Here is a 21,968-nt window from a genome sequence, read left to right on the forward strand (position 1 = left end):
GATCACAATCGCTGGGGACCGATGCCGTTAGCGCATTCGTTCACTCCCTTAAAAATCAGGCGATCTGGGGGCGTTTCGGGTTATGATTCGCATCGCCAGTCAAAGGAAATAAACACCGATGTTGTCCCCCTCAAAAATCATTCTGATTATTCTCATTGGCGCGGCAGTCTATTTTGCCAACCGGTTTTACCGCAGCACCATCGCCCCCGGCCTTGATAAAGCGAAGAAGAACGGGGAATTCAACGGTCACTCATCGGACAAAATGCTCGACTTGGAAGAATGTCCGCGCTGCGGCTCATTTGTGGCCGATCTTTCGGATCACAAGTGTAAAAGTTAAATTCGCCCGCCCGCCAGTGGCATGTTGACCCTTGGCGGTCAGCGCTTTATGTTGCGGCGCATCTATTCATTCACAGCAGATGGTCAGTAATATGGCGGATAATGTGGCGCCCTTGCCGCCCCCTTCCTTTCAGGACCTGATCCTGACATTGCAGCAATTCTGGTCGGAGAAGGGCTGTGTGATTTTGCAGCCCTACGATATGGAGGTGGGCGCGGGGACTTTTCATCCGGCAACGACCCTGCGATCACTGGGACCTGAGCCGTGGAATGCCGCCTATGTCCAGCCCTCCCGCCGACCGACCGATGGGCGCTATGGTGAGAACCCCAATCGTGGCCAGCATTATTACCAGTTCCAGGTTTTGTTGAAACCCTCGCCGGATAATATTCAGGACCTCTATCTTGAAAGTATCTACGCGCTTGGGATTGACCCGAAGAACCATGATATCCGTTTCGTCGAGGATGACTGGGAAAGCCCGACCCTGGGCGCCTGGGGCCTCGGGTGGGAGGTCTGGTGCGACGGTATGGAGGTTAGCCAGTTTACCTTCTTCCAGCAGGTCGGCGGGTTTGAATGCAGCCCGGTCTCGGGCGAGCTGACCTATGGCCTCGAACGGCTTGCCATGTATGTGCAGGGCGTCGATCGTATGTATGATCTGAAATGGAATACCGCCGGTGTGACCTATGGCGATGTCTTTATGCAGAACGAGCAGGAATTCTCCGCTTATAATTTTGAGCATTCCAACGTTGATATCCTGCTTCAGCATTTTAAGGATGCAGAACAGCAATGTGCGGAAATCCTGGATGCGGAGCTTGCCTTGCCCGCCTATGACCAATGTATGAAGGCAAGCCATATCTTTAACCTTCTGGATGCGCGCGGTGTTATCAGCGTGACTGAGCGGGCCGCTTATATTGGCCGGGTGCGGACAATGGCGAAAGGCTGCGCCGGGCAATGGCTCAAAAGCCGGGGTCATTTGGCGGGGGACACATAAATGGCGGAATTGCTGCTGGAGTTGTTCTCCGAGGAAATCCCCGCGCGCATGCAAGGGAAGGCCGCCGATGATCTTGCTCGCCTCGTCGCCACCGGCCTTAAAGAGGCGGGATTTAAGGGGGTTGATGCCCGCGGCTTTGTGACCGCCCGCCGCCTTGCCGTGGTGGTCGAGGGACTGGGAACAGCTCAGCCCGACATAGTCGAGGAAAAACGTGGCCCCCGGGTTGATGCCCCGGATAAAGCGGTTGACGGTTTTTTGAAATCCACCGGTCTCGCCCGCGACCAGCTTGAAACCCGCGAGAGCGGGAAGGGTAGCTTTTATTACGCGGTTCTTGAGACCAAGGGTCGGGAGACGATGGCGGTCCTGCCCGAGCTTCTGGCGCGGGCCATTTCCGCCCTGCCATGGCCCAAGCCAATGAAATGGGGTGCCTATTCGGCGCGCTGGGTCCGGCCACTGCATAATATTCTATGCCTGTTCGACGGCGCAACAGTGCCGCTTAACTGGGAGCATCTGTCAGCAAGCAACCAGACTTTCGGCCATCGTTTCATGGCGCCTGAGCCGATCACTGTCGCGGATTTCGCGGATTATCAGGCGAAACTCAAAAATGCGTTCGTGGTACTTGATGCGGCGGAGCGGCGCAGGATCATTGACAAGGACGCACGGCGTCTCGCCGAGGATGAAGGGCTGTCGGTGATTACGGATGCGGCCTTGGTCGATGAAGTTGCCGGATTGGTTGAATGGCCCGAATGTCTGATCGGTGCCATGGAGACGCGGTTCCTCGATGTGCCGCAGGAAGCTCTTATTTCTGCCATGCGAAACCACCAGAAATATTTTTCGCTGGCAGACGCCACCGGGAAAATGGCGCCGCGCTTCATTGTCGTCGCCAATTTGTGCGCGGAAGACGGTGGCAAGCTGATCACCGCCGGGAATGAACGCGTTTTGAGCGCGCGGCTTTCGGACGCTAAATTCTTCTGGGATCAGGACCGGAAGGTGACACTTGAAAGCCGGGTTCCGAAACTCGAAACAATAATCTTTCATGCACGGCTCGGCACGGTCCGCGATAAAGTCAATCGCATCGTCAAACTCGCCGCCGTCATTGCGGGTTATGTACCGGGTGCCGATGCAGTGTTATGCGAACGCGCGGGCCTGCTCGCCAAGGCCGATCTGTCGACGGGAATGGTTGGCGAGTTCGCTGATTTACAGGGCCTGATGGGGCGCTATTACGCCGCCCATGATGGCGAACCAGATGTTGTTGCCCGCGCGATTGAAGAGCATTACTCGCCGCTCGGTCCTGACGATAAATGCCCAACCGACCCGACAAGCGTCGTCGTCGCACTTGCCGACAAGATTGATACGCTGGCGGGCTTTTTCGCCATCGGCGATAAACCAACCGGCTCGAAAGATCCATACGCGCTCCGACGCGCGGCGCTTGGCGTGATCCGTCTGGTGCTTGAGAATGGATTGCGGCTGCCGCTGCTGGACATTTTTTCCCGGGCGGGGGAGTTGCAGGACGTGTCAGACACTCTGGACCCAGAAGAGCTTCTTGGGTTTTTTGCTGATCGGCTGAAGGTTCATCTGAAGACGCAAAATGTCCGGCATGATCATATCGCAGCAGCCTTTGCGCTTAAAGGTGAAGACGATCTTGTCCGTGTGATGGCCCGGGTCGAGGCACTGTCAAATTTTCTTGCCTCCGATGACGGCGCAAACTTGCTGACGGCCTATCGCCGCGCAGCGAATATCTTGCGCATTGAAGAGAAGAAGGACGGCAAATCCTATGATCAATCCGTTGATCAGGCGTTGTTAAAGGAGGATGTGGAGGTTGCCTTGTTTGAGCGGATCGACGAGGTTTCGTCCCTTGTTTCCAGCGCCATATCCCATGACGGGTTCGAAGCGGCGGCGAAGGCGGCGGCAATCTTGCGCAAACCCGTCGATGCATTTTTCGATCAGGTTACGGTCAATGCGGACGACGCGGCACTTCGCGCTAACCGGCTCAGGCTGCTCTCGACAATTCGTAACCTGCTCGATCAACTGGCAGATTTATCTAAGATAGAAGGCTAAAATTTACCTTTAAGGCATAGTAGGTAATCGAACAAAAAACCGGAAGGGCGGAAATTGAGATGACGAAGTGGGTATATTCTTTTGGGGATGGGGCGGCGGATGGTACCGCGGAGATGCGGAACCTGCTGGGTGGTAAAGGCGCTAACCTAGCGGAAATGAGCAATATCGGACTACCGGTTCCCTCTGGGTTTACCCTATCCACTGAGGTTTGCACGGCCTATCTCGACAATGACAAAACCTATCCTGATGGGCTCAGTGACCAGGTCAATGCGGCAATCGCAGAGATTGAACGCTCCGTCGGGGGCGGTTTTGGTAACCCTCAAAAACCACTGTTGGTTTCCGTTCGTTCCGGCGCCCGGGCATCGATGCCGGGTATGATGGACACCGTGCTCAACCTTGGTCTCAATGACGAGACCGTGAAGGGCCTGGAAGCCCAGAGTGGCGATAAGCGTTTTGCCTATGACAGCTATCGGCGGTTTATCCAGATGTATTCTGACGTCGTCCTTGGCGTCGAGCATTATCACTTCGAGGAACTGCTTGAAGTTATGAAGGAGGAAAAGGGGTATCTTCTTGATACCGACCTTATGGCGGATGATTGGGAACAGCTTGTCGGCCAATATAAAAAGAAAGTCGAGGACGAGCTTGGACGGCCTTTTCCGCTGGATGTGCAGGATCAGCTTTGGGGCGCTATCGGGGCGGTCTTCGGTTCCTGGATGAACCAGCGGGCGATCACCTATCGCCGATTGCACGACATTCCGGTGAGTTGGGGGACTGCCGTGAACGTTCAGGCAATGGTGTTTGGAAATATGGGCAACGATAGTGCCACCGGGGTCGCCTTTACCCGGGACCCTTCGACGGGTGAGAAGATATTTTATGGGGAATTTCTGGTCAATGCGCAAGGTGAAGATGTGGTTGCCGGTATCCGCACGCCGCAAAATCTGACCAAGCAGTCGCGTCTCAACGCCGGATCCGAAATGCCGTCCATGGAAGAGGTTTTCCCGGAGGTTTTTGCCGAACTTGTTGATGTCTACAAACGGCTGGAGTCGCACTACCATGACATGCAAGATATTGAGTTTACGGTTCAGCAGGGCAAGCTCTGGATGCTACAAACCCGCTCGGGCAAGCGAACCGCCAAGGCGTCACTGAAAATCGCCATCGATATGGTTGAGGAGGGGTTGATCAATAAAGACGAAGCGGTGCGGCGGATTAATCCGGCCTCGCTCGACCAGCTTCTGCACCCGACACTCGATCCGGAAGCCAAGCGGGATGTCATCGCGCGCGGTCTACCCGCAAGTCCCGGCGCGGCCTCCGGACAGATTGTCTTCAGCAGCGATGAGGCGGAAAGGATGGCCACGGAGGGAACGTCAGTTATTCTTGTCCGCATTGAAACCAGCCCTGAGGACATCCACGGTATGCATGCTGCGAAAGGCATCCTTACCAGTCGTGGTGGTATGACCAGTCATGCGGCAGTGGTCGCGCGTGGCATGGGTCGGGCCTGTGTCTCCGGCGCAGGATCGCTCAATATAGACTACAAGAATGAAACCCTGAGCGTACTCGGCGAGACCTACAAAGTAGGTGATATCATCACGATCGATGGCGGCAGCGGCGAGGTTATGCTGGGGGCGGTAGATATGATTCTGCCGGAGTTGTCCGGCGAGTTTGCCGACCTGATGGTCTGGGCCGATGAAATCCGGCGAATGAAGGTACGCGCCAACGCGGAAACCCCGCTGGATGCCGAAACAGCGCGTAAATTCGGTGCCGAGGGCGTGGGCCTTTGCCGAACCGAACATATGTTCTTTGATGCAGAAAGAATTGTGTCAGTGCGCCAGATGATACTGGCCGAGAATATCGAGCAAAGGCGGGAGGCGCTTGCCAAGCTGTTGCCGTTCCAGCGCAAGGACTTTATCGACCTGTTCCGGATCATGGCCGGGCTGCCCGTTACCATCCGTCTGCTCGATCCACCATTGCATGAATTCCTGCCCAAAACCGATGAGGAGATTGAACTGCTCGCCGATGCCCTTGGCGCCGATACTAGAGCGTTGCGCCACCGGGCCTTGCAATTGCATGAGTTCAATCCGATGCTTGGTCACCGCGGCTGTCGTCTCGGGATATCCTATCCGGAAATCTATGAGATGCAGGCACGGGCTATCCTGGAAGCGGCGGCAGAGGTGAGCAAGGAACTGGGCGATACCGTGATTCCCGAAATCATGATCCCTTTGGTCGCCACGGCGCGCGAAATTGAAATCCTGAAAGGTAAAATCAAAGCGGTTGCCGATGCCATCGCTGAGGAAAGCGGCAAGAAGGTTGATTACCTGATCGGAACGATGATCGAGCTCCCGCGAGCGGCACTCCGCGCGGGCGATATTGCCGAGGAGGCGGAGTTCTTCTCCTTCGGGACCAACGACCTCACCCAGACCACTTACGGGATCAGCCGTGACGACAGCGGGTCATTCCTTGATGATTATGTCGCGCAAGGTATTTATGAGTCCGATCCCTTTGTCTCCCTCGATCAGGAGGGCGTGGGCGAGCTTGTGGAAATCGCCGTTGACCGCGGCCGCAAAACCCGCCCCGATATCAAGCTTGGTATTTGCGGTGAACATGGCGGCGATCCGGCCAGCATCGATTTCTGCGAGCAGGTTGGTCTCGATTACGTCTCCTGCTCCCCCTACCGTGTACCCATCGCCCGCCTCGCGGCGGCGCAGGCCGCGCTTAAACGGAAAACGCTTGCAGACAGCTGAGAATAAAAAAAGCCCGGATACTTCCGGGCTTTTATCTATTCACTCAATAACGATTTTCGGGCCTGACGCGCTTGCGAGGGATTGTTTTATTTTTTCACTGACCTTTAGGCCAAGCTCACGGTAGATCTTGGCATGGGCACTGTCCGGGGCAGTCGCCGTGATCGGCGTTCCGGCATCGGAGGTTTTACGGATATCCATATGCAGCGGGACTTCGCCAAGGAAATCTACGCCGAGTTCAAGGGCCGTCTCACGCGCACCGCCATAGCCGAATATTTCTGACCTCTCCCCGCAGGACGGGCAGAGAAAATAGCTCATATTCTCGATGATGCCTAACACGGGCACATCGACTTTTCGGAACATATTCAATCCCTTGCGGGCGTCAATCAGGGCAATGTCCTGGGGTGTTGAAATAATCACCGCGCCGGCGAGTGGCACGCGCTGGGCGAGGGTAAGCTGGGCATCGCCGGTGCCGGGCGGCATGTCAACGACAAGCACATCGAGCTTTCCCCATTCAACGTCGAACACCATCTGCTGCAGCGCGCTCATGATCATCGGGCCGCGCCAGATCATCGGGGTGTCTTCCTCGACAAGAAATCCCATGGACATGACTTTCAGGCCCCATTTTTCCATCGGGATCAGTTTTTTGCCGTCCTTTGAGTCAGGTTTGCCGGACAGGCCGAGCATGCGCGGCAGCGATGGCCCGTACACGTCCGCATCCAGCATGCCCACGGTAAGCCCTTGCGCCTGCAAGCCGAGCGCGAGATTAACAGCGCAGGTTGACTTGCCGACACCGCCCTTACCAGAGGCGACGGCGATAATAGCGGCAACACCCGGCACCTCAGGCTTTTGCGCGGGCTGTTTCGGCTGGGGTTTGGTTTTATTCGCCACTGGCGCGCGCTCTGCCGTTAGAACGGCACTGACCGATGTTACCCCATCCAGGGCAAAAACAGCTTCCTCACATTTTTTGCGTAAACCTTCCATCTCATTGGCCTTGCTTGGGTCGATTTCCAGCGCGAAGCCAACATTCCCGTCTTTTACGACAAGACCCGTAATCAGACCGAGCGCAACAACGTTCCGGCCAGAGGCTTCATCAGTTACATTTTCAAGGCAGGCAAGAACTTTTTGCTCATTTATTGCGGACATGGTTGACAACTCCGGTGTGAGTACAAATTTGAGGTTGTGTCGTACAATTACTTATGTAGGTACGTTGCAGAAAATTGCAGGGTGTCATATAACGCGACTACATTAAGTTAGCAAACGCGCAAATTTGTGCAGAATTAGGGAGACGCGATCATATGCCATGGAGCAATCAGGGTGGCAACGACGGAGGTTGGCAAGGCGGCGGCGGTAATCGCGGACCTTGGGGGCAAGGGCCGAGTGGCCAGCAACCACCAAACCTAGAGGATATCATCAAAAAAGGTCAGGAACGCCTGAAAGACATCATCCCCGGTGGCGGTGGTGGCAGACTCGGGTTGATCATTATTTTGCTGGTAATCATTACAGCCTGGCTGCTAAGTGGCTTTTACAAGGTTGAAACAACGGAGCAGGGTGTCGTGCTGCGGTTCGGCAGCTGGGTGGAAACGACTCAGCCAGGCCTGAACTATCATTTGCCCTATCCGATTGAGACGGTCCTTACCCCACAGGTCACGAAACTCAACAGTGTCGAGATCGGGTTTCGCGCGACGCGTAATGGCGGCTCGACACCGATTGAGGCAGAGAGCTTGATGCTGACCGGGGATGAAAATATCGTCGACATCGGGTTTACCGTCCTCTGGAAGATCAAGGATGCCGGTAAGTTTTTGTTCAATGTTGACGAGCCTGAACTGACTATCAAGCAGGTGGCAGAAAGTGCCATGCGCGAAATTATTGGTCGCACGGACCTGACCGAAGCTATTACGAAGGGCCGTCTGCTTGTCGAAACAGAAGTGTTAAAGAGACTTCAGGAAGTTCTCGACGAATATGGAACCGGCGCACAAATCATGCAGGTTCAGCTGAACAATGCAGAACCACCAACCCAGGTTATTGCGGCCTTCCGCGACGTGCAGGCAGCTGAGGCCGATAAGGAACGAGCCCAGAATGACGCGTTAGCCTATTCGAACGATATCATTCCCCGGGCGCGCGGTCAGGCGGAAAAAATCCGTCAGGAAGCAGAAGGGTATAAGCAGCGAGTTATCGCGGAAGCAGAGGGTGAAGCCGCCCGTTTCATTTCCGTTTATGATGAATATGTGAAAGCGCCTTATGTGACCCGTCAACGGATTTATCTTGAAACTCTCGAGGAAGTCTTCTCGGGCAAGCAGAAAATCATCATTGATGGTGGCAAATCTGGCACCTCCGGCGTTGTACCGTACCTGCCTCTTACTGAATTGCAAAAAGGGATGAGCAAGAAATGAACAAAACAATCCTGACAATCATTGCAATCATACTGGTGGTGGCCGGCGCGATCGCCGCAAGCTCAATGTTTACGGTGTATCAGTCGGAACAGGCCATTGTCATGCAGTTCGGTAAACCACAATCGGTTATCCAGGAGCCGGGACTGAATTTCAAGCTGCCCTTTGTGCAGGATGTCGTTTATGTGGATAAGCGTGTCCTTTCGGTGAGCACTAAACGTGAAGAAGTGGTCACCCGTGACCAGAAGCGGCTAATGGTGGATAGCTTTGCCCGCTTCAGGATTGCCAATCCGCTGTTGTATTATCAGTCTTTCGGTAATATCGAGATTGCCTATCAGCGACTGGAAACGATCCTGAATTCACAGCTTCGGCAAAATCTGGGCCGTGAAATTCTCACCAATATCGTCTCGGGCGAGCGGTCGAATCTGATGAACCAGATCCGTCTGCAGGTGAACAAGGAGGCCAAGGCATCGGGGATCGATGTTGTCGACGTTCGGATCATCCGGGCCGACCTGCCAAAGGAAAACAGCGAAAAGGTTTTCGATCGCATGCGCTCCCAGCGTGAGCAGGAGGCCAAGGAAATCCGGGCAACCGGTGCCGAGATAGCCCAGCGTATCAAGGCGAATGCTGAAAAGGAACGGACGGTGTTGCTTGCCAATGCAACAAAGGATTCCGAAATCCTGCGCGGTAACGGCGACGGCGAAAAGAGCCGTATCTTCGCGGAGGCCTTTGGTAAGGACGAGGATTTTTTCTCCTTCTACCGCTCGATGCAGGCCTATCGTCAATCGATTTCGGACGATGACACGACAATGGTCCTCTCGCCGGACTCGGAGTTTTTCCGATATTTTGACCAGCAGAATGTTCAACCGGACGAAGCCGGAAAACAATAGCGCGAGAATGGCCCGTGAACAAAAAGTTCGCGGGCCTTTTTCTTTCGGGGGCCTGGCATGATAAAGGATCTTTTTCTCGGGGCGGCTTTAGTGGTGTTTTTTGAAGGCATCCTTTATGCGCTGTTTCCGGATGGGATGAAGAAAATGATGATGACGGCCATCAGCACGCCTAGTCATATTTTACGCATATTTGGTGTGTCCAGTGCTGTACTGGGTCTTGTCGCGGTCTGGATCATCCACGGATAACGAATCTGTCTCATTGAAAACAAAGGATTTTCCCCCGCCATCAATAAAACTTGATACCCAGTGTTTCATTTGCACATTTCTGCCTTAATTGATTTCTAGTTACATAACACGGGATGCGCTAGCCATCTCCGGAATAATTGCAGAAATTTTGGTTCTTGTCGTAAGTTGCCCTCCTGTCGATGGATTGTTCGATGCAGTCCGCGAATGAGCAGGCGGTCAAATATTAGAAGGAAGATAATCTTGTATAACCGATACGCAGCGCTGCCAAAACCAGCGGAAATCAGGGCCCGGACTGTCGCCAATCCGGGTGCGGGAGCGCATAGATACGGTGCGCTTTTTGTGACAACTTTCACTGTCTTTGCCTTGATGGCGATCTTTGCCTTTAATGCAAAAGCGCGCGGCGCGCCGGACAGCTTTGCCGATCTGGTGGAAAAACTGTCGCCGGCCGTTGTTAATATTTCCAGCACCCAGACCGTCCATGCCCCCTCACAGGGCCTCCCCCAGCTTCCGAAAGGACATCCGTTCGAAGATTTCTTTAAGGACTTCGGAAACCGGGGTGGCGGCGAGACCGATCGTAAGGCAACATCCCTCGGGTCCGGTTTTGTGATCAATGCCGCTGAGGGGTATGTCATCACCAACAACCACGTCATTGAAGGCGCTGAGGAAATCAAGGTGATCTTTCAGGACGGCGTGAAACTGTCGGCAACCCTCGTTGGAACAGATCCGAAAACCGATATAGCGGTCCTGAAAGTTGACCCGACCCGGCATGATCTTGTCGATGTCAAATGGGGCAACAGCGATAAATCGCGTGTTGGTGACTGGGTCCTGGCGATTGGCAACCCTTATGGCCTTGGCGGCACAGTAACGGCGGGTATTATCTCTGCCAGTGGTCGCGATATCCGCTCTGGACCCTATGACGATTACATTCAGACGGATGCCTCGATCAACAAAGGAAATTCCGGCGGCCCGCTTTTCAACATGGACGGACAGGTTATCGGCATTAACACCGCGATTTTTTCCCAGTCAGGTGGCAGCATCGGGATCGGATTTTCGGTTCCCTCCGGACTGGCGCGCCCCGTTGCTGAACAATTGATCGAGTTCGGGAAAACCAGCCGAGGCTGGCTCGGGGTTGTCATCCAGCCTGTCACCGATGAGCTGGCCGAAGGGCTTGACCTCAAGAATACGGATGGCGTCCTCGTTGCCGGCGTTCCGGAAGATGGACCTGCATTCAAGTCAGGGGTCAAGGCGGGCGACGTGATTTTGAACTTCAACGGCGAAAAAGTGACCGAGCCACGGGAGCTTTCGCGTCTGGTTGCAGATTCAAAGGTTGGATCTGAGGTCACTGTCGAACTGTGGCGCAATGGCAAGAAAATGGACGTGAAGGTGACTCTCGGCGAGCTTGAAAAAGCTGAGACTGCCATGGCCAGCGGCGCCAGTGGCGAGGCTGACAGTCAGGAAACCGTCGAGATTCTGGGCATGGAGCTGGCAGCTATCAACGATACGGTCCGCGAACAGCTTGGTCTTGCAGAGGATGTAAAGGGTGTTGTGATCACGAATGTTGAGTCGTCATCAGAAGCCGCCGAAAAGGACATTCGGACCGGCGATATTCTTCTCGAAGCGCAGCTTGAGCCGGTCACGAGCCTTGACCAGCTGAAAACCCGGTTCAAGGAAATTGAGGCAACCGACAAGAAATCTGTTCTGTTGCTTTTGAAGCGAGGCCAGAACTCCCGCTTTGTCGCCCTCAAGCTTGAAAAGGACAGTTAAGCACAGGCTCCTTCAAATAATGGCGCCCATCTCCGGATGTGGCGCCATTTTTTATGCGGGTACAGTCGACATGTCCGTCACAGGTCGATAATGTCGCTTTTCCGGTACCCCTGATAATAGAGCAGGGCGGTCAGGTCGCCAAAGCGGATCGTGGCATCAGCGGCGGCGGTGGCTTTTGGTTTCGCATGGAAGGCAACCCCGAGACCGGCCGCTTCGATCATTGGAATATCGTTGGCGCCGTCACCGATAGCTAACGTTTCTTCCCGCGCAATCGCTTGCTCCCGCATCAGCCTTTCAAGGGTGTCAAGCTTGGCTGCTGAATTCAGGATCGGTTCGGCGGCGATGCCGGTTAGGACCTCTTTCTCGAACTGCAATTCATTACTCATATCCATGTGAAAACCAACCTGTTCACGGACCCGGTTGGTGAAAAAGGTAAACCCCCCGGAAACCAATGCCGTATAGGTGCCTTGCGCGCGCATTGTTTGAACCAGCGCCCTTGCTCCAGCTGTCAGTGTTACCCGTTCATCGAAGACCTGCTGTAACACGTCGTGATGGAGACCCTTGAGCATGGCGACCCGGGCGCGGAAGGCGGCATTGAACTCCAGCTCCCCGTTCATTGCCTTTTCCGTGATCGCCGAAACCTCTGCCCGCAGGCCCGCAAAATCAGCCAGTTCATCAATACATTCGACGGTGATGATGGTGCTATCCATATCGGCAAGGAAAAGCTTCTTTTTCCGCCCTGTCGCCGGTTGCAGGCAATAGTCTGTTTCCACTAGAAAACTTGAGCCATCGATCAGATCCCGCACCGCCCGGATATCCGTAGCCTCGATCATGATGTCACAGGCATGATCGTCTGCAAGCCAGTCCGGCGCGGTGCAGTGAAAATCCGCCGTACGCAATGCACGATGAGCGGCATCGGCGATATTGCGTATTGAGGGGTGAGCTGTATGATTGGCGACAAGCGTGAGGGCTAAATGTTGGGTCATCGTAATTGACAGGACTTCCTTGATGGATGGAAAAGGATCACAAATTCACCGGCAGCCGGACGCTATTTTATTAGCAGGACCGACGGCCAGTGGCAAATCCGCGCTCGCCATTGCCATAGCAGAGGAATTTGACGGTGTCATTATCAATGCCGACAGCATGCAGATATATGATGGTCTTCGCATCCTGACGGCCCGCCCGGACGCTGAGGATGAGCGGCGTGTACCGCATCGACTGTATGGCGTTCTTGATCCGGCGGACCCCGGGACGGCCGCACGGTGGCGCGATATGGCGCTAATAGAGGTTGAGGCGGCACGGGCGGCAGGGAAATTGCCGATCGTCGTTGGCGGGACCGGACTGTACTTTGATATCCTGACTAAGGGGATTGCGGATGTACCGGCAATTTCTGATGCAGTTCGAACCCGACTTCGTGCAGTGCAGCGGGAGGAGGGAAATACGGCCATTCATTCCCGGCTGAAATTGCTCGACCCGGAAATCGCCGCGCGGCTGAATGAAGGCGATAGCCAGCGGTTGTTGCGGGCATTAGAAGTTGTCGAGGAAACCGGCATATCGCTGGATGAATGGCATCGCAAGGCCCCAACCGGCCCAGTGCTGGAGGGGCCGCGGCTCTGGCTTGCGCTGACCCCCGACCGGCAACGGATCTATGAACGCTGTAACCGCCGACTTGACTGGATGGTGGAGGAGGGCGGGGCCCTGGAGGAAATACGCTTGCTCGTGAAGCGGGGGCTCGATCCGACACTGCCGGTCATGAAGGCACTCGGCGTTCCCGAACTCCTTTTGCATTTGCGGGGAGATATCGATAAGGAGGTCGCTCTCGACCGCGTGAAAATGCTGACGAGACGGTATGCAAAACGTCAGATGACCTGGGTGAGGAATAAGATGTGCGAAGCAAAAACGTCTTCTGCGCAAGATTTGGAAAGTTTAAAGGAAGAATTCTTTCCATTTATTCGTCGATTTTTGTTGACGTCAGGGAATTGAAGGTCTAGTTTCAGGCAAAATAGGGGAATTATGCAAGAAAATGCCCCATTTTTCACCGCCCGGGCAATTTTCCGGGCGCATTTTTTTGAACATTTTGATTATCGAAAAGCTAAAGACGACAGATTAGGACAGGCAGATGGCGAATCAGACATTGACAGGAGCGGGAATTGTAATCAAAGCGCTGGCGGATCAGGGCGTGGAGGTGATTTTCGGATATCCTGGCGGCGCCGTGCTTCCGCTCTATGATGAACTCTTCAAGCAAAACAGCATTCGCCATATTCTTGTGCGTCAAGAGGGCGGAGCGGTTCACGCGGCGGAAGGCTATGCCCGGTCCACTGGTAAACCCGGTGTCGTGCTGGTGACATCCGGTCCCGGTGCGACGAACGCAGTTACCGGGCTTGCAGATGCCCTGATGGACAGCATTCCGATTATCTGCCTGACCGGGCAGGTGGCGACCCACATGATTGGGAACGATGCCTTTCAGGAGGCGGATACAGTTGGGATTACCCGCCCCGTCACCAAGCATAATTATCTGGTAAAGGACATCAATGAGCTGTCCCGAACCATGCATGAGGCTTTTTTCGTTGCAACGAACGGACGCCCCGGACCGGTGGTCATTGACCTGCCGAAGGATATCCAGCTGGCGGAAGGGCCCTATCTGCCGCCGTCGATGATCAAGCATAAAAGCTACAAACCGCAGATCAAGGGCGACCTGAAGGCGATTAAGGCAGCTGTCAAGCTGATTGCCGGGGCGAAGCGGCCGGTATTCTATACGGGCGGCGGTGTCATCAATTCTGGCCCAAAGGCGTCAAAGCTTTTGACGCAGTTCGTCCGCCTGACGGGATATCCGATAACAAATACATTGATGGGGCTCGGCGCATATCCGGCATCGGACAAGCAGTTCCTTGGCATGCTCGGGATGCACGGAACCTATGAGGCCAATCATGCAATGCATGACTGTGACGTCATGGTCTGTATCGGCGCGCGGTTTGATGATCGTATCACCGGCAATCTGTCGGCTTTTTCGCCCGGATCAAAGAAGATCCATGTCGATATCGACCCGTCCTCGATTAATAAAAATATCCAGGTCGATATCCCGATTGTCGGGGATGTCGCGCATGTCCTTGAAGATATGATCAAGGTCTGGAAATCGGAACAGTGCAAACCGGATGCTGCGGCCCTCAAGAAATGGTGGACGCAGGTTGATAAATGGCGGAGCAAAGACTGCCTGAAATTCGAGCAGACCGGAAAGGTGATCAAGCCGCAATATGCCCTGAGCCGGTTGAACGACCTGACGATGGGCATGGACCGGTATTTTACCACCGAGGTTGGGCAGCATCAGATGTGGGCGGCCCAATATCTGCAATTCGATGAACCAAACCGCTGGATGACTTCTGGTGGGCTTGGAACCATGGGCTATGGCTTGCCGGCAGCTGTCGGTGTTCAGATCGCCCATCCTGACGCTCTGGTTGTCGATGTTGCGGGGGAAGCCTCGACCATGATGAATATCCAGGAAATGTCGACGATTTTGCAGCATCGCCTGCCAGTGAAGATTTTCATCCTGAACAACGAATATATGGGGATGGTCCGCCAATGGCAGGAATTGCTGCATGGGGGGCGCTATTCGGAAAGCTACATGGAAAGCCTGCCGGATTTCGTCAAGTTGGCTGAGGCGTTTGGTGCGACCGGCCTGAGATGTTCAGATCCCGGAAAAGTGGACGACTGCATCAAGGAAATGATCGATATCAAGGGCCCGGTTCTTGTCGATATGCTGGTCGACAAGACGGAAAATGTGTTTCCCATGGTGCCTTCTGGCGCGGCGCATAACCAGATGCTGCTGGGCGACGATACCGGCGAAGACATTCCGCAGGTCACCTCGGATGGATTATCCTTCGTATAGGCGGGGCTATTTCACGCTAAAACCTATGGATTTAACCGTAGTGCTGGTTTAAAAGAGACCCGCGACAGCATAAGGACTGCTTGAACAATGATACAGGACACCGAAATTTTCCGTCATACCATCTCCGTTCTCGTTGATAATGAGTTTGGGGTGCTGGCGCGCGTGGTCGGCCTGTTTTCCGGGCGTGGCTATAATATCGAGAGCTTGACCGTCGCCAAGGTCGATGAAAACGAAAACCTGTCGCGGATCACGATTGTCACGACCGGCACGAAAATGGTCATCGAACAGATCAAGGCTCAGCTGAACCGCCTTGTCCCCGTTCACAAAATCGCAGACTTGACGATTGACGGCCCGAGTGTCGAGCGTGAAATGGCGCTGGTGAAGGTTGTCAGCAAAGGTGAAAAGCGGGTCGAGGCACTTCGCATGGCGGATATTTTTCGGGCGCGGGCTGTAGATACTACCGAGGATTCCTTTGTCTTTGAGGTCACGGGGGTGCCGGACAAGGTAAAGGCCTTTATCAAGTTGATGGATACGCTGGGCATGGCGGAAGTCTGCCGGACAGGTGTCGTCGCGGTTCATCGCGGCACGGATATCATCTGAACCATGAGAGAAAAACTGGACTGAAGAAGTATTTAATTGAGAAGGAATAAGAACAATGCGGGTTTATTACGACAGCGATGCCGATGTCAATCTGATCAAAGGCAAGAAAGTTGTCATTGTCGGCTATGGTAGCCAGGGCCATGCCCATGCCAATAATCTCAAGGATTCAGGGGTAAAGGAAGTTGCCGTCGCGCTGCGCGCGAGCTCGTCCTCCGTTGCCAAGGCCGAAGCAGCCGGTCTTAAGGTCATGACGCCTGCAGACGCTGCGAAATGGGGCGATGTTATCATGATGCTGACCCCAGACGAGTTGCAGGCTGATATCTATGAGGAAGAACTCGCACCGAACATGAAAGATGGCGCGGCGCTTGTATTCGCCCATGGCTTGAATGTGCATTTCAACCTGATCGTCCCGCGCGCCGATATGGACGTTTTCATGATCGCGCCGAAAGGCCCGGGCCACACGGTTCGCTCCGAGTATCAGCGCGGCGGCGGGGTTCCCTGCCTTGTCGCTGTCCATCAGGATGCGTCCGGGAATGCGCTTGATTTAGCGCTGTCTTATGCCTCCGCCATTGGCGGCGGCCGCGCCGGTATTATCGAGACCAATTTCCGTGAAGAGTGCGAGACTGACCTCTTCGGCGAACAGGCTGTCCTCTGTGGCGGTTTGGTTGAGCTAATCCGCGCCGGGTTCGAGACACTGGTCGAGGCCGGCTACGCGCCGGAGATGGCCTATTTCGAGTGCCTGCATGAGGTGAAGCTGATTGTCGACCTGATCTATGAAGGCGGCATTGCCAACATGAACTATTCGATTTCCAACACCGCGGAATATGGCGAATATGTTTCGGGGCCGCGTCTTATCACGTCCGAGACCAAGGCCGAAATGAAACGAATTCTCGACGATATCCAATCGGGCAAGTTTACCCGCGATTTCATGCTCGAAAACAAGGTGCGTCAGACCAGTTTCAAGGCTATTCGTGCCCGCAACGACAGCCACCAGATTGAGGAAGTCGGCGCCCGCCTGCGGGCCATGATGCCCTGGATCGCGGAAAGCCGACTGGTCGATAAATCCAAGAACTAGATCTTTTCCAGAATAGGAATATGTGGAAGCCGGCGCTAAGCCGGCTTTTTCATGTGCAGGCCGTATTTACTGTATTGCCGGCACCTGCTATCTTTCGTGGGTTATGTGATTTATGGTTAACAGTTATCGTTAATTCGCGTTTTCACCGGAGAAATCGTTTGCTTGAAAGCCCCGAAAAATCGTAAGTAAGTTAATTCAAAATGGTTGGAAAATATTAACTATCTTCTGCGATAAACAGCATACGTCATAAAGGTTTGCCCATTTGGGGTGGTCCTGCAGCGTGAATAATGGTGACCGGGACTGGGTGGCAAAGGGGCAAGTTAGAAGCTGCTTTCGCTGTCAATGTCTACCGGGTAGTAGTTCGAATTATGGAAGCCGGGACCGGTGTCCATGTAAAATTGGTATATGAGGCAAATTAATGTTTTCCAGATTACTCGGTTGGATGTCAGCCGACATGGCCATCGATCTTGGTACCGCAAATACGCTGGTGTATGTCAAGGGCCGCGGTATCGTCCTGAATGAACCCTCGGTTGTTGCAATTCTGCATAACAAGGGGAAAAAGCAGGTGCTGGCAGTCGGCGATGAGGCAAAAATGATGCTGGGCCGGACGCCCGGGAACATTGAGGCCATTCGCCCGCTCCGTGACGGCGTTATCGCCGATTTTGAAATTGCCGAGGAAATGATCCGGCATTTTATTCACAAGGTTCATAATCGCCGAAGCTTCGCCCGTCCGTTGATCATTATCTGTGTGCCCTCTGGCTCGACGGCGGTAGAGCGTAAAGCCATCAAGGAAGCGGCAGAGAATGCGGGCGCGCGTCAGGCTATCCTGATCGAGGAGCCAATGGCGGCGGCAATCGGCGCCGGATTGCCGGTGACGGAGCCCACCGGCTCCATGGTCGTTGATATCGGCGGAGGGACGACCGAAGTTGCCGTTTTGTCGCTTGGCGGTATAGTCTATGCGAAAAGCATCCGAGTCGGCGGTGACAAGATGGATGAGGCGATCATCGCCTATATTCGCCGTAATCATAACCTGCTCGTCGGCGAAAGCTCGGCCGAACGGATCAAGAAACTGATCGGCTCCGCCTGCGCACCCGAAGACGGTGAGGGAGAGACCATGGAAATCCGCGGTCGTGACCTGATGAACGGCGTGCCGAAAGAACTGATTATAAGTCAGCGGCAGATTGCCGAAAGCCTTGCCGAACCTGTTGGCGCTATCATCGAGGCGGTGAAGGTCGCGCTTGAGCATACGGCACCCGAACTTGCGGCGGATATCGTCGATAAGGGAATTATCCTGACCGGCGGCGGTGCCTTGCTTGGTAACTTTGATCATGTCCTGCGGCAGGCAACGGGCTTGCCGGTCTCAGTCGCTGAAGAACCACTGTCTTGCGTCGCCATCGGTACCGGCCGGGCACTGGAAGAGATTAAAACCCTGCGACATGTCCTCAGCGGAGAAAACTGACTCCGTTCAGGACTTGATTGAGAACGAAAACGGAGTGTGAATGGCACCTCGACAAGCTACGGTCTTTAAAATGGCTTGGCCGCTGAAAACAATTCTTCAGCGGTCGGCCTTTCTTGCGTTAATCGCCCTATCGATTGCCTTGCTTTTCCTTGGAAAGGCGAACGTTGGCGTGATAGAAACTTTGCGCACCAGAACGACCGATATCCTGACACCGGTGCTGGTAACGATATCGGAGCCTGTTGATGCCTTCCATAAAGCCGTTTCACGGGTCCAGAGGCTCACCAGTCTCATCGAGGAGAACGAACGCCTGCGTGAAGAAAACGCCCGGTTACTGAGATGGCAGGCCGTCGGGCGAACGCTGGAGCAGGAAAATGAAAATTACCGGCAACTGCTGAATGCGCTCTCTGACCCGCTGGTGTTACCGATAACGGCACGGGTGGTGGGCGATTCAGGCGGGCCTTTTGTGCGGACATTGCTGGTTAATGCCGGACGCCGGGACGGCGTTCATGTCGGGCAGGCGGTCGTCGCACCCCTCGGGCTTGTCGGCAGGATTGCCGAGGTTGGTGATCGGTCGGCGCGTGTGCTGTTGCTCACCGATTTAAACTCCCGGATCCCAGTCGTCCTCGAACAATCCCGTCACAAGGGTATCCTTGTTGGCGACAACTCAGCCTTCCCCCGCCTCGAATTCCTCCCCGCTACGGCAGCCGTTGCACCGGGGGATCGTGTTGTTACCTCCGGCGACGGCGGCATGTTGCCGGCCGGCCGGCCAATAGGAATTATTTCCTCCGTCACGGATCAGCGTGTCCGGGTACAGACCTTCACCGACTGGAGCCGATTGGAATATGTGAGCGTTCTCAGGTATGATTTGCCGGGGATGAGCAATCCGCAGGATAACCCGGGAGATCTGGGCGAAAGCAGATTGGGGGGGAGATGACCCCGATCATCGCCTATCAATTTAACCGGATATTACGCGGCAGCATACCGTTTGCCGTTACATTCCTGCTCGCCTTGATAAGCGTTGTCCCCACCGGAATTGGTGTGTTTGCCGTTGTCACGCCCTCGTTTTTAGGAATTTCCGTTTTCTATTGGAGCATTCATCGGCCGTATCTGATGTCGGCGCCGCTGGTGTTTATTTTGGGAGTTCTGTTCGACTTTCTGTCGGGAGGGCCGCTTGGGCTGTCTTCATTGCTGCTGCTGCTGATCCATGGGATCGCAATGTCCCAACGGCGCGTTTTTGTCGGGAAGGCGTTTTTACTGACATGGTTCGGATATATTGTGGTGGCATTCTCCATAGCCGTTCTGAGCTGGATCATCGCGTGCCTTTATTTTCTAAGCTTTGTCCCACTGATGCCGGTCATAGCGCAATTTCTGATTTCTCTTCTCATTTTTCCGCTGTTTGCCTGGGCGTTTAGTCTCCTGCAGAATAACGTTTTGAGGCACACCTGAAATGGCGAATGACCAGCATAAGGGGAAAGCCAAGGTTTTCAGCCGTCGCGCGCTAATGATGGCCGGAAGTCAAGCCGCCCTTATGTCAGTGCTGGCGGGGCGCCTTTATTACCTGCAGGTAATTCATTCTGACGAATATACTACAATGGCGGATGAAAACCGGATGAATATCCAGTTGCTGCCGCCGCTCCGTGGACGAATTCTCGATCGTTTCGGTGAGGAAATCGCCAGCAACCGGCAAAATTATCGGGTGGTGTTGATCCCTGAACAAACCAAAAGTGTAGAAAAAACGCTGGACGCGCTCGCCAAATATGTTCCCGCCGGGGCGATCGACCGTGAGCAGGTCTTCAAGGATATAAAACGTAAACGGGGTTTTGTGCCGATACCCGTCCTCGACAATCTGACCTGGGAAGAGTTCGCGCGGATCAACGTTAACAGCCCTGATCTTCCCGGCATCCAGATGGATGTCGGCGCGACCCGGCAATATCCATATGCCAACCTGTTTGCCCATATCGTTGGCTATGTCGGCGCGGTATCGGAGAAGGACTTGCAGAATTTGGAGTATGATCCGCTTTTGGAACTACCTGAGTTCCGGATTGGCAAGAGCGGGGTTGAGAAATTCTATGATAAAAGCCTGTGAGGCACGGCGGGGTTCAGCCGGGTTGAAGCAAATGCCTACGGCCGGGTTATTCGTGAACTGAACCGACAGGAAGGGCTCCCCGGCCATGACGCGGTTTTGACGATCGATACCCAGTTGCAGGAATTCGCCACAAAGCGCATGGGTGACGATAGCGCGGCGGCCGTTGTCATCGATATACATAGCGGTGACATTCTTTCCATGGTGTCCGTTCCGTCCTTCGATCCTAACGAATTCGCCAATGGTATCAGCAGCAAAAACTGGAAGGAACTCGTCGAAAATTCCAAACGGCCGCTGGGGAATAAGGCAATTGCCGGGCAGTATCCTCCGGGATCGACTTTCAAGATGATGGTCGCCCTTGCGGCGCTGGAATCCGGTGTAATCAAGAAGGACCATGAGGTATTTTGCGGCGGTCATACCAATCTCGGCAAGCATCGGTTTCATTGCTGGAAACGGGGCGGGCATGGCACGCTGGATCTTGAAAACGCGATTTCACAGTCTTGCGATATCTATTTTTATGATATCGCCCGAAAAGTTGGTGTTGACCGTATTGCGGAAATGGCCAATCGCTTTGGCCTCGGCAATAAGCTCGACATAGATATTTATGGCGAGCGGGGAGGGCTTATCCCGACGAAGGATTGGAAATTCGCGGTTCAGGGCGTACCGTGGCAGGTCGGCGAAACCTATAACGTCGGCATTGGCCAGGGCTTTGTCCTGACGACTCCCTTGCAACTCGCGGTGATGACGGCCAGGCTCGCCAATGGTGGGAAGGCCGTGACTCCCCGGTTGGTGCGCTCTCTTGCTAACAGGACGCAGAAAGACACAGAACCTGGAGAGGGCATTAAGGACGATATTCCTGAAATTGGTATTAGCGCCAGTTCGTTGAAAACGGTTCTTAATGGGATGTATAAGGTCATTAATGGCAGCCGCGGATCTGCCCGTAGGGCTAAGATCAGGGTCGAAGGCTGGGAAATGGCCGGAAAAACCGGGACGGCGCAGGTCCGGCGAATTTCCAAGAAGGAGCGTATTGAGGGCGTTCGCAAATCTGATGAGAAACCGTGGGAGGAGCGGGACCATGCCCTGTTCGTTGGATTCGCCCCCTACGATGACCCAAGATATGCCGTTTCCGTGATCGTTGAGCATGGCGGCAGCGGCTCAGGCGTTGCGGCCCCCATTGCCCGTGACCTGCTTCAGGAGACCCTGAGACTCGATCCATTACGGCGTTTAAGCCACGATAAACTGGTTGGTCGCCAGAACAGGGGCAGCGATGCTTAGGGAGCTAGGGGAAAAAAACACCAGCGTCCCACTGGCGCAGAAAATCTGGGACATGAACTGGGGCTTTGTGCTGTTGATCTGTGCCACGGCATCCGTTGGCTTCCTGATGCTCTACTCGGCGGCAGATGGTCATCTGGAGCCTTGGGCGTCGCGGCAGATGATGCGCTTCGGCGTTGGGTTAATGCTGA

18 protein-coding genes and 2 pseudogenes are annotated in these 21,968 nt (G+C 54.5%); 18 read left to right on the forward strand and 2 right to left on the reverse strand.

Going from position 1 to position 21,968, the window contains the following annotated elements; all coding sequences use genetic code 11:
* Nucleotides 1-118: 118 nt before the first annotated feature.
* From ACESNI_RS18120 to ppdK, 4 genes are all read left to right on the forward strand, one after another.
* Complete coding sequence (locus ACESNI_RS18120; RefSeq protein WP_373089625.1) at nucleotides 119-337, forward strand: hypothetical protein; 219 nt, start codon at nucleotides 119-121, stop codon at nucleotides 335-337.
* Nucleotides 338-428: 91 nt separating this feature from the next.
* Nucleotides 429-1,322, forward strand: a complete 894-nt coding sequence (locus ACESNI_RS18125; RefSeq protein WP_373089627.1) for a glycine--tRNA ligase subunit alpha — start codon at nucleotides 429-431, stop codon at nucleotides 1,320-1,322.
* Nucleotides 1,323-3,380, forward strand: a complete 2,058-nt coding sequence (gene glyS / locus ACESNI_RS18130; RefSeq protein ID WP_373089630.1) for a glycine--tRNA ligase subunit beta — start codon at nucleotides 1,323-1,325, stop codon at nucleotides 3,378-3,380.
* 59 nt (nucleotides 3,381-3,439) lie between these two features.
* Entirely contained in the window at nucleotides 3,440-6,118 is a 2,679-nt protein-coding gene (gene ppdK, locus ACESNI_RS18135; RefSeq protein WP_373089632.1) for a pyruvate, phosphate dikinase, read from the forward strand.
* Between the two features lie 39 nt (nucleotides 6,119-6,157).
* On the opposite strand, the gene apbC is transcribed toward ppdK, so the two are convergent.
* Entirely contained in the window at nucleotides 6,158-7,261 is a 1,104-nt protein-coding gene (gene apbC, locus ACESNI_RS18140) for an iron-sulfur cluster carrier protein ApbC (RefSeq protein WP_373089634.1), read from the reverse strand.
* Between the two features lie 152 nt (nucleotides 7,262-7,413).
* Here apbC and hflK point away from each other — a divergent pair, with 152 nt between their 5' ends.
* From hflK to ACESNI_RS18160, 4 genes are all read left to right on the forward strand, one after another.
* Nucleotides 7,414-8,508 (forward strand): FtsH protease activity modulator HflK, encoded by a 1,095-nt coding sequence (gene hflK / locus ACESNI_RS18145; protein WP_373089636.1) that lies wholly within the window; start codon nucleotides 7,414-7,416, stop codon nucleotides 8,506-8,508.
* Complete coding sequence (hflC, locus tag ACESNI_RS18150; protein ID WP_373089638.1) at nucleotides 8,505-9,395, forward strand: protease modulator HflC; 891 nt, start codon at nucleotides 8,505-8,507, stop codon at nucleotides 9,393-9,395. Before hflK ends, hflC begins: the two co-directional genes overlap by 4 nt.
* A gap of 57 nt (nucleotides 9,396-9,452) precedes the next feature.
* The gene (locus ACESNI_RS18155) at nucleotides 9,453-9,641 is read left to right on the forward strand and encodes a DUF2065 domain-containing protein (RefSeq protein WP_373089641.1); all 189 of its coding nucleotides are present in this window, start codon (nucleotides 9,453-9,455) and stop codon (nucleotides 9,639-9,641) included.
* Nucleotides 9,642-9,881: 240 nt separating this feature from the next.
* Nucleotides 9,882-11,405: a DegQ family serine endoprotease gene (locus tag ACESNI_RS18160; protein ID WP_373089643.1), complete on the forward strand. Its 1,524-nt coding sequence runs from the start codon at nucleotides 9,882-9,884 to the stop codon at nucleotides 11,403-11,405.
* 77 nt (nucleotides 11,406-11,482) lie between these two features.
* Here the strand turns inward: ACESNI_RS18160 and serB are convergent, their stop codons facing one another.
* Entirely contained in the window at nucleotides 11,483-12,391 is a 909-nt protein-coding gene (serB, locus tag ACESNI_RS18165; RefSeq protein WP_373089646.1) for a phosphoserine phosphatase SerB, read from the reverse strand.
* A 22-nt stretch (nucleotides 12,392-12,413) separates the two neighbouring features.
* Between serB and miaA the strand changes: the two genes are divergently transcribed.
* From miaA to ACESNI_RS18215, 10 genes and pseudogenes are all read left to right on the forward strand, one after another.
* Nucleotides 12,414-13,388, forward strand: coding sequence for a tRNA (adenosine(37)-N6)-dimethylallyltransferase MiaA (miaA, locus tag ACESNI_RS18170; protein WP_373089648.1), 975 nt, complete (start codon nucleotides 12,414-12,416; stop codon nucleotides 13,386-13,388).
* A gap of 136 nt (nucleotides 13,389-13,524) precedes the next feature.
* A complete protein-coding gene (locus ACESNI_RS18175) occupies nucleotides 13,525-15,288 on the forward strand; it encodes an acetolactate synthase 3 large subunit (RefSeq protein ID WP_373089650.1) in 1,764 nt (587 codons plus the stop codon).
* Between the two features lie 87 nt (nucleotides 15,289-15,375).
* On the forward strand, nucleotides 15,376-15,888 hold the full coding sequence (gene ilvN / locus ACESNI_RS18180; protein ID WP_373089652.1) for an acetolactate synthase small subunit: 513 nt from the start codon (nucleotides 15,376-15,378) through the stop codon (nucleotides 15,886-15,888).
* Between the two features lie 55 nt (nucleotides 15,889-15,943).
* The gene (gene ilvC / locus ACESNI_RS18185) at nucleotides 15,944-16,963 is read left to right on the forward strand and encodes a ketol-acid reductoisomerase (protein WP_373089654.1); all 1,020 of its coding nucleotides are present in this window, start codon (nucleotides 15,944-15,946) and stop codon (nucleotides 16,961-16,963) included.
* 418 nt (nucleotides 16,964-17,381) lie between these two features.
* Nucleotides 17,382-18,422: a rod shape-determining protein gene (locus ACESNI_RS18190; RefSeq protein ID WP_373089656.1), complete on the forward strand. Its 1,041-nt coding sequence runs from the start codon at nucleotides 17,382-17,384 to the stop codon at nucleotides 18,420-18,422.
* A 40-nt stretch (nucleotides 18,423-18,462) separates the two neighbouring features.
* Nucleotides 18,463-19,356: a rod shape-determining protein MreC gene (mreC, locus tag ACESNI_RS18195; protein ID WP_373089658.1), complete on the forward strand. Its 894-nt coding sequence runs from the start codon at nucleotides 18,463-18,465 to the stop codon at nucleotides 19,354-19,356.
* On the forward strand, nucleotides 19,353-19,868 hold the full coding sequence (gene mreD, locus ACESNI_RS18200) for a rod shape-determining protein MreD (RefSeq protein WP_373089660.1): 516 nt from the start codon (nucleotides 19,353-19,355) through the stop codon (nucleotides 19,866-19,868). The genes mreC and mreD overlap by 4 nt, the downstream gene beginning before the upstream one ends.
* A gap of 1 nt (nucleotide 19,869) precedes the next feature.
* Nucleotides 19,870-20,508 (forward strand): hypothetical protein, encoded by a 639-nt coding sequence (locus ACESNI_RS18205; protein ID WP_373089662.1) that lies wholly within the window; start codon nucleotides 19,870-19,872, stop codon nucleotides 20,506-20,508.
* 12 nt (nucleotides 20,509-20,520) lie between these two features.
* Nucleotides 20,521-21,780, forward strand: a pseudogene (mrdA, locus tag ACESNI_RS18210) (penicillin-binding protein 2); the annotation flags it as partial.
* Nucleotides 21,773-21,968, forward strand: a pseudogene (locus ACESNI_RS18215) (rod shape-determining protein RodA); the annotation flags it as partial. The pseudogenes mrdA and ACESNI_RS18215, both read left to right, overlap by 8 nt.

Origin of the sequence: Sneathiella sp. (assembly GCF_041689005.1) — a bacterium.
Lineage (GTDB): Bacteria > Pseudomonadota > Alphaproteobacteria > Sneathiellales > Sneathiellaceae > Sneathiella.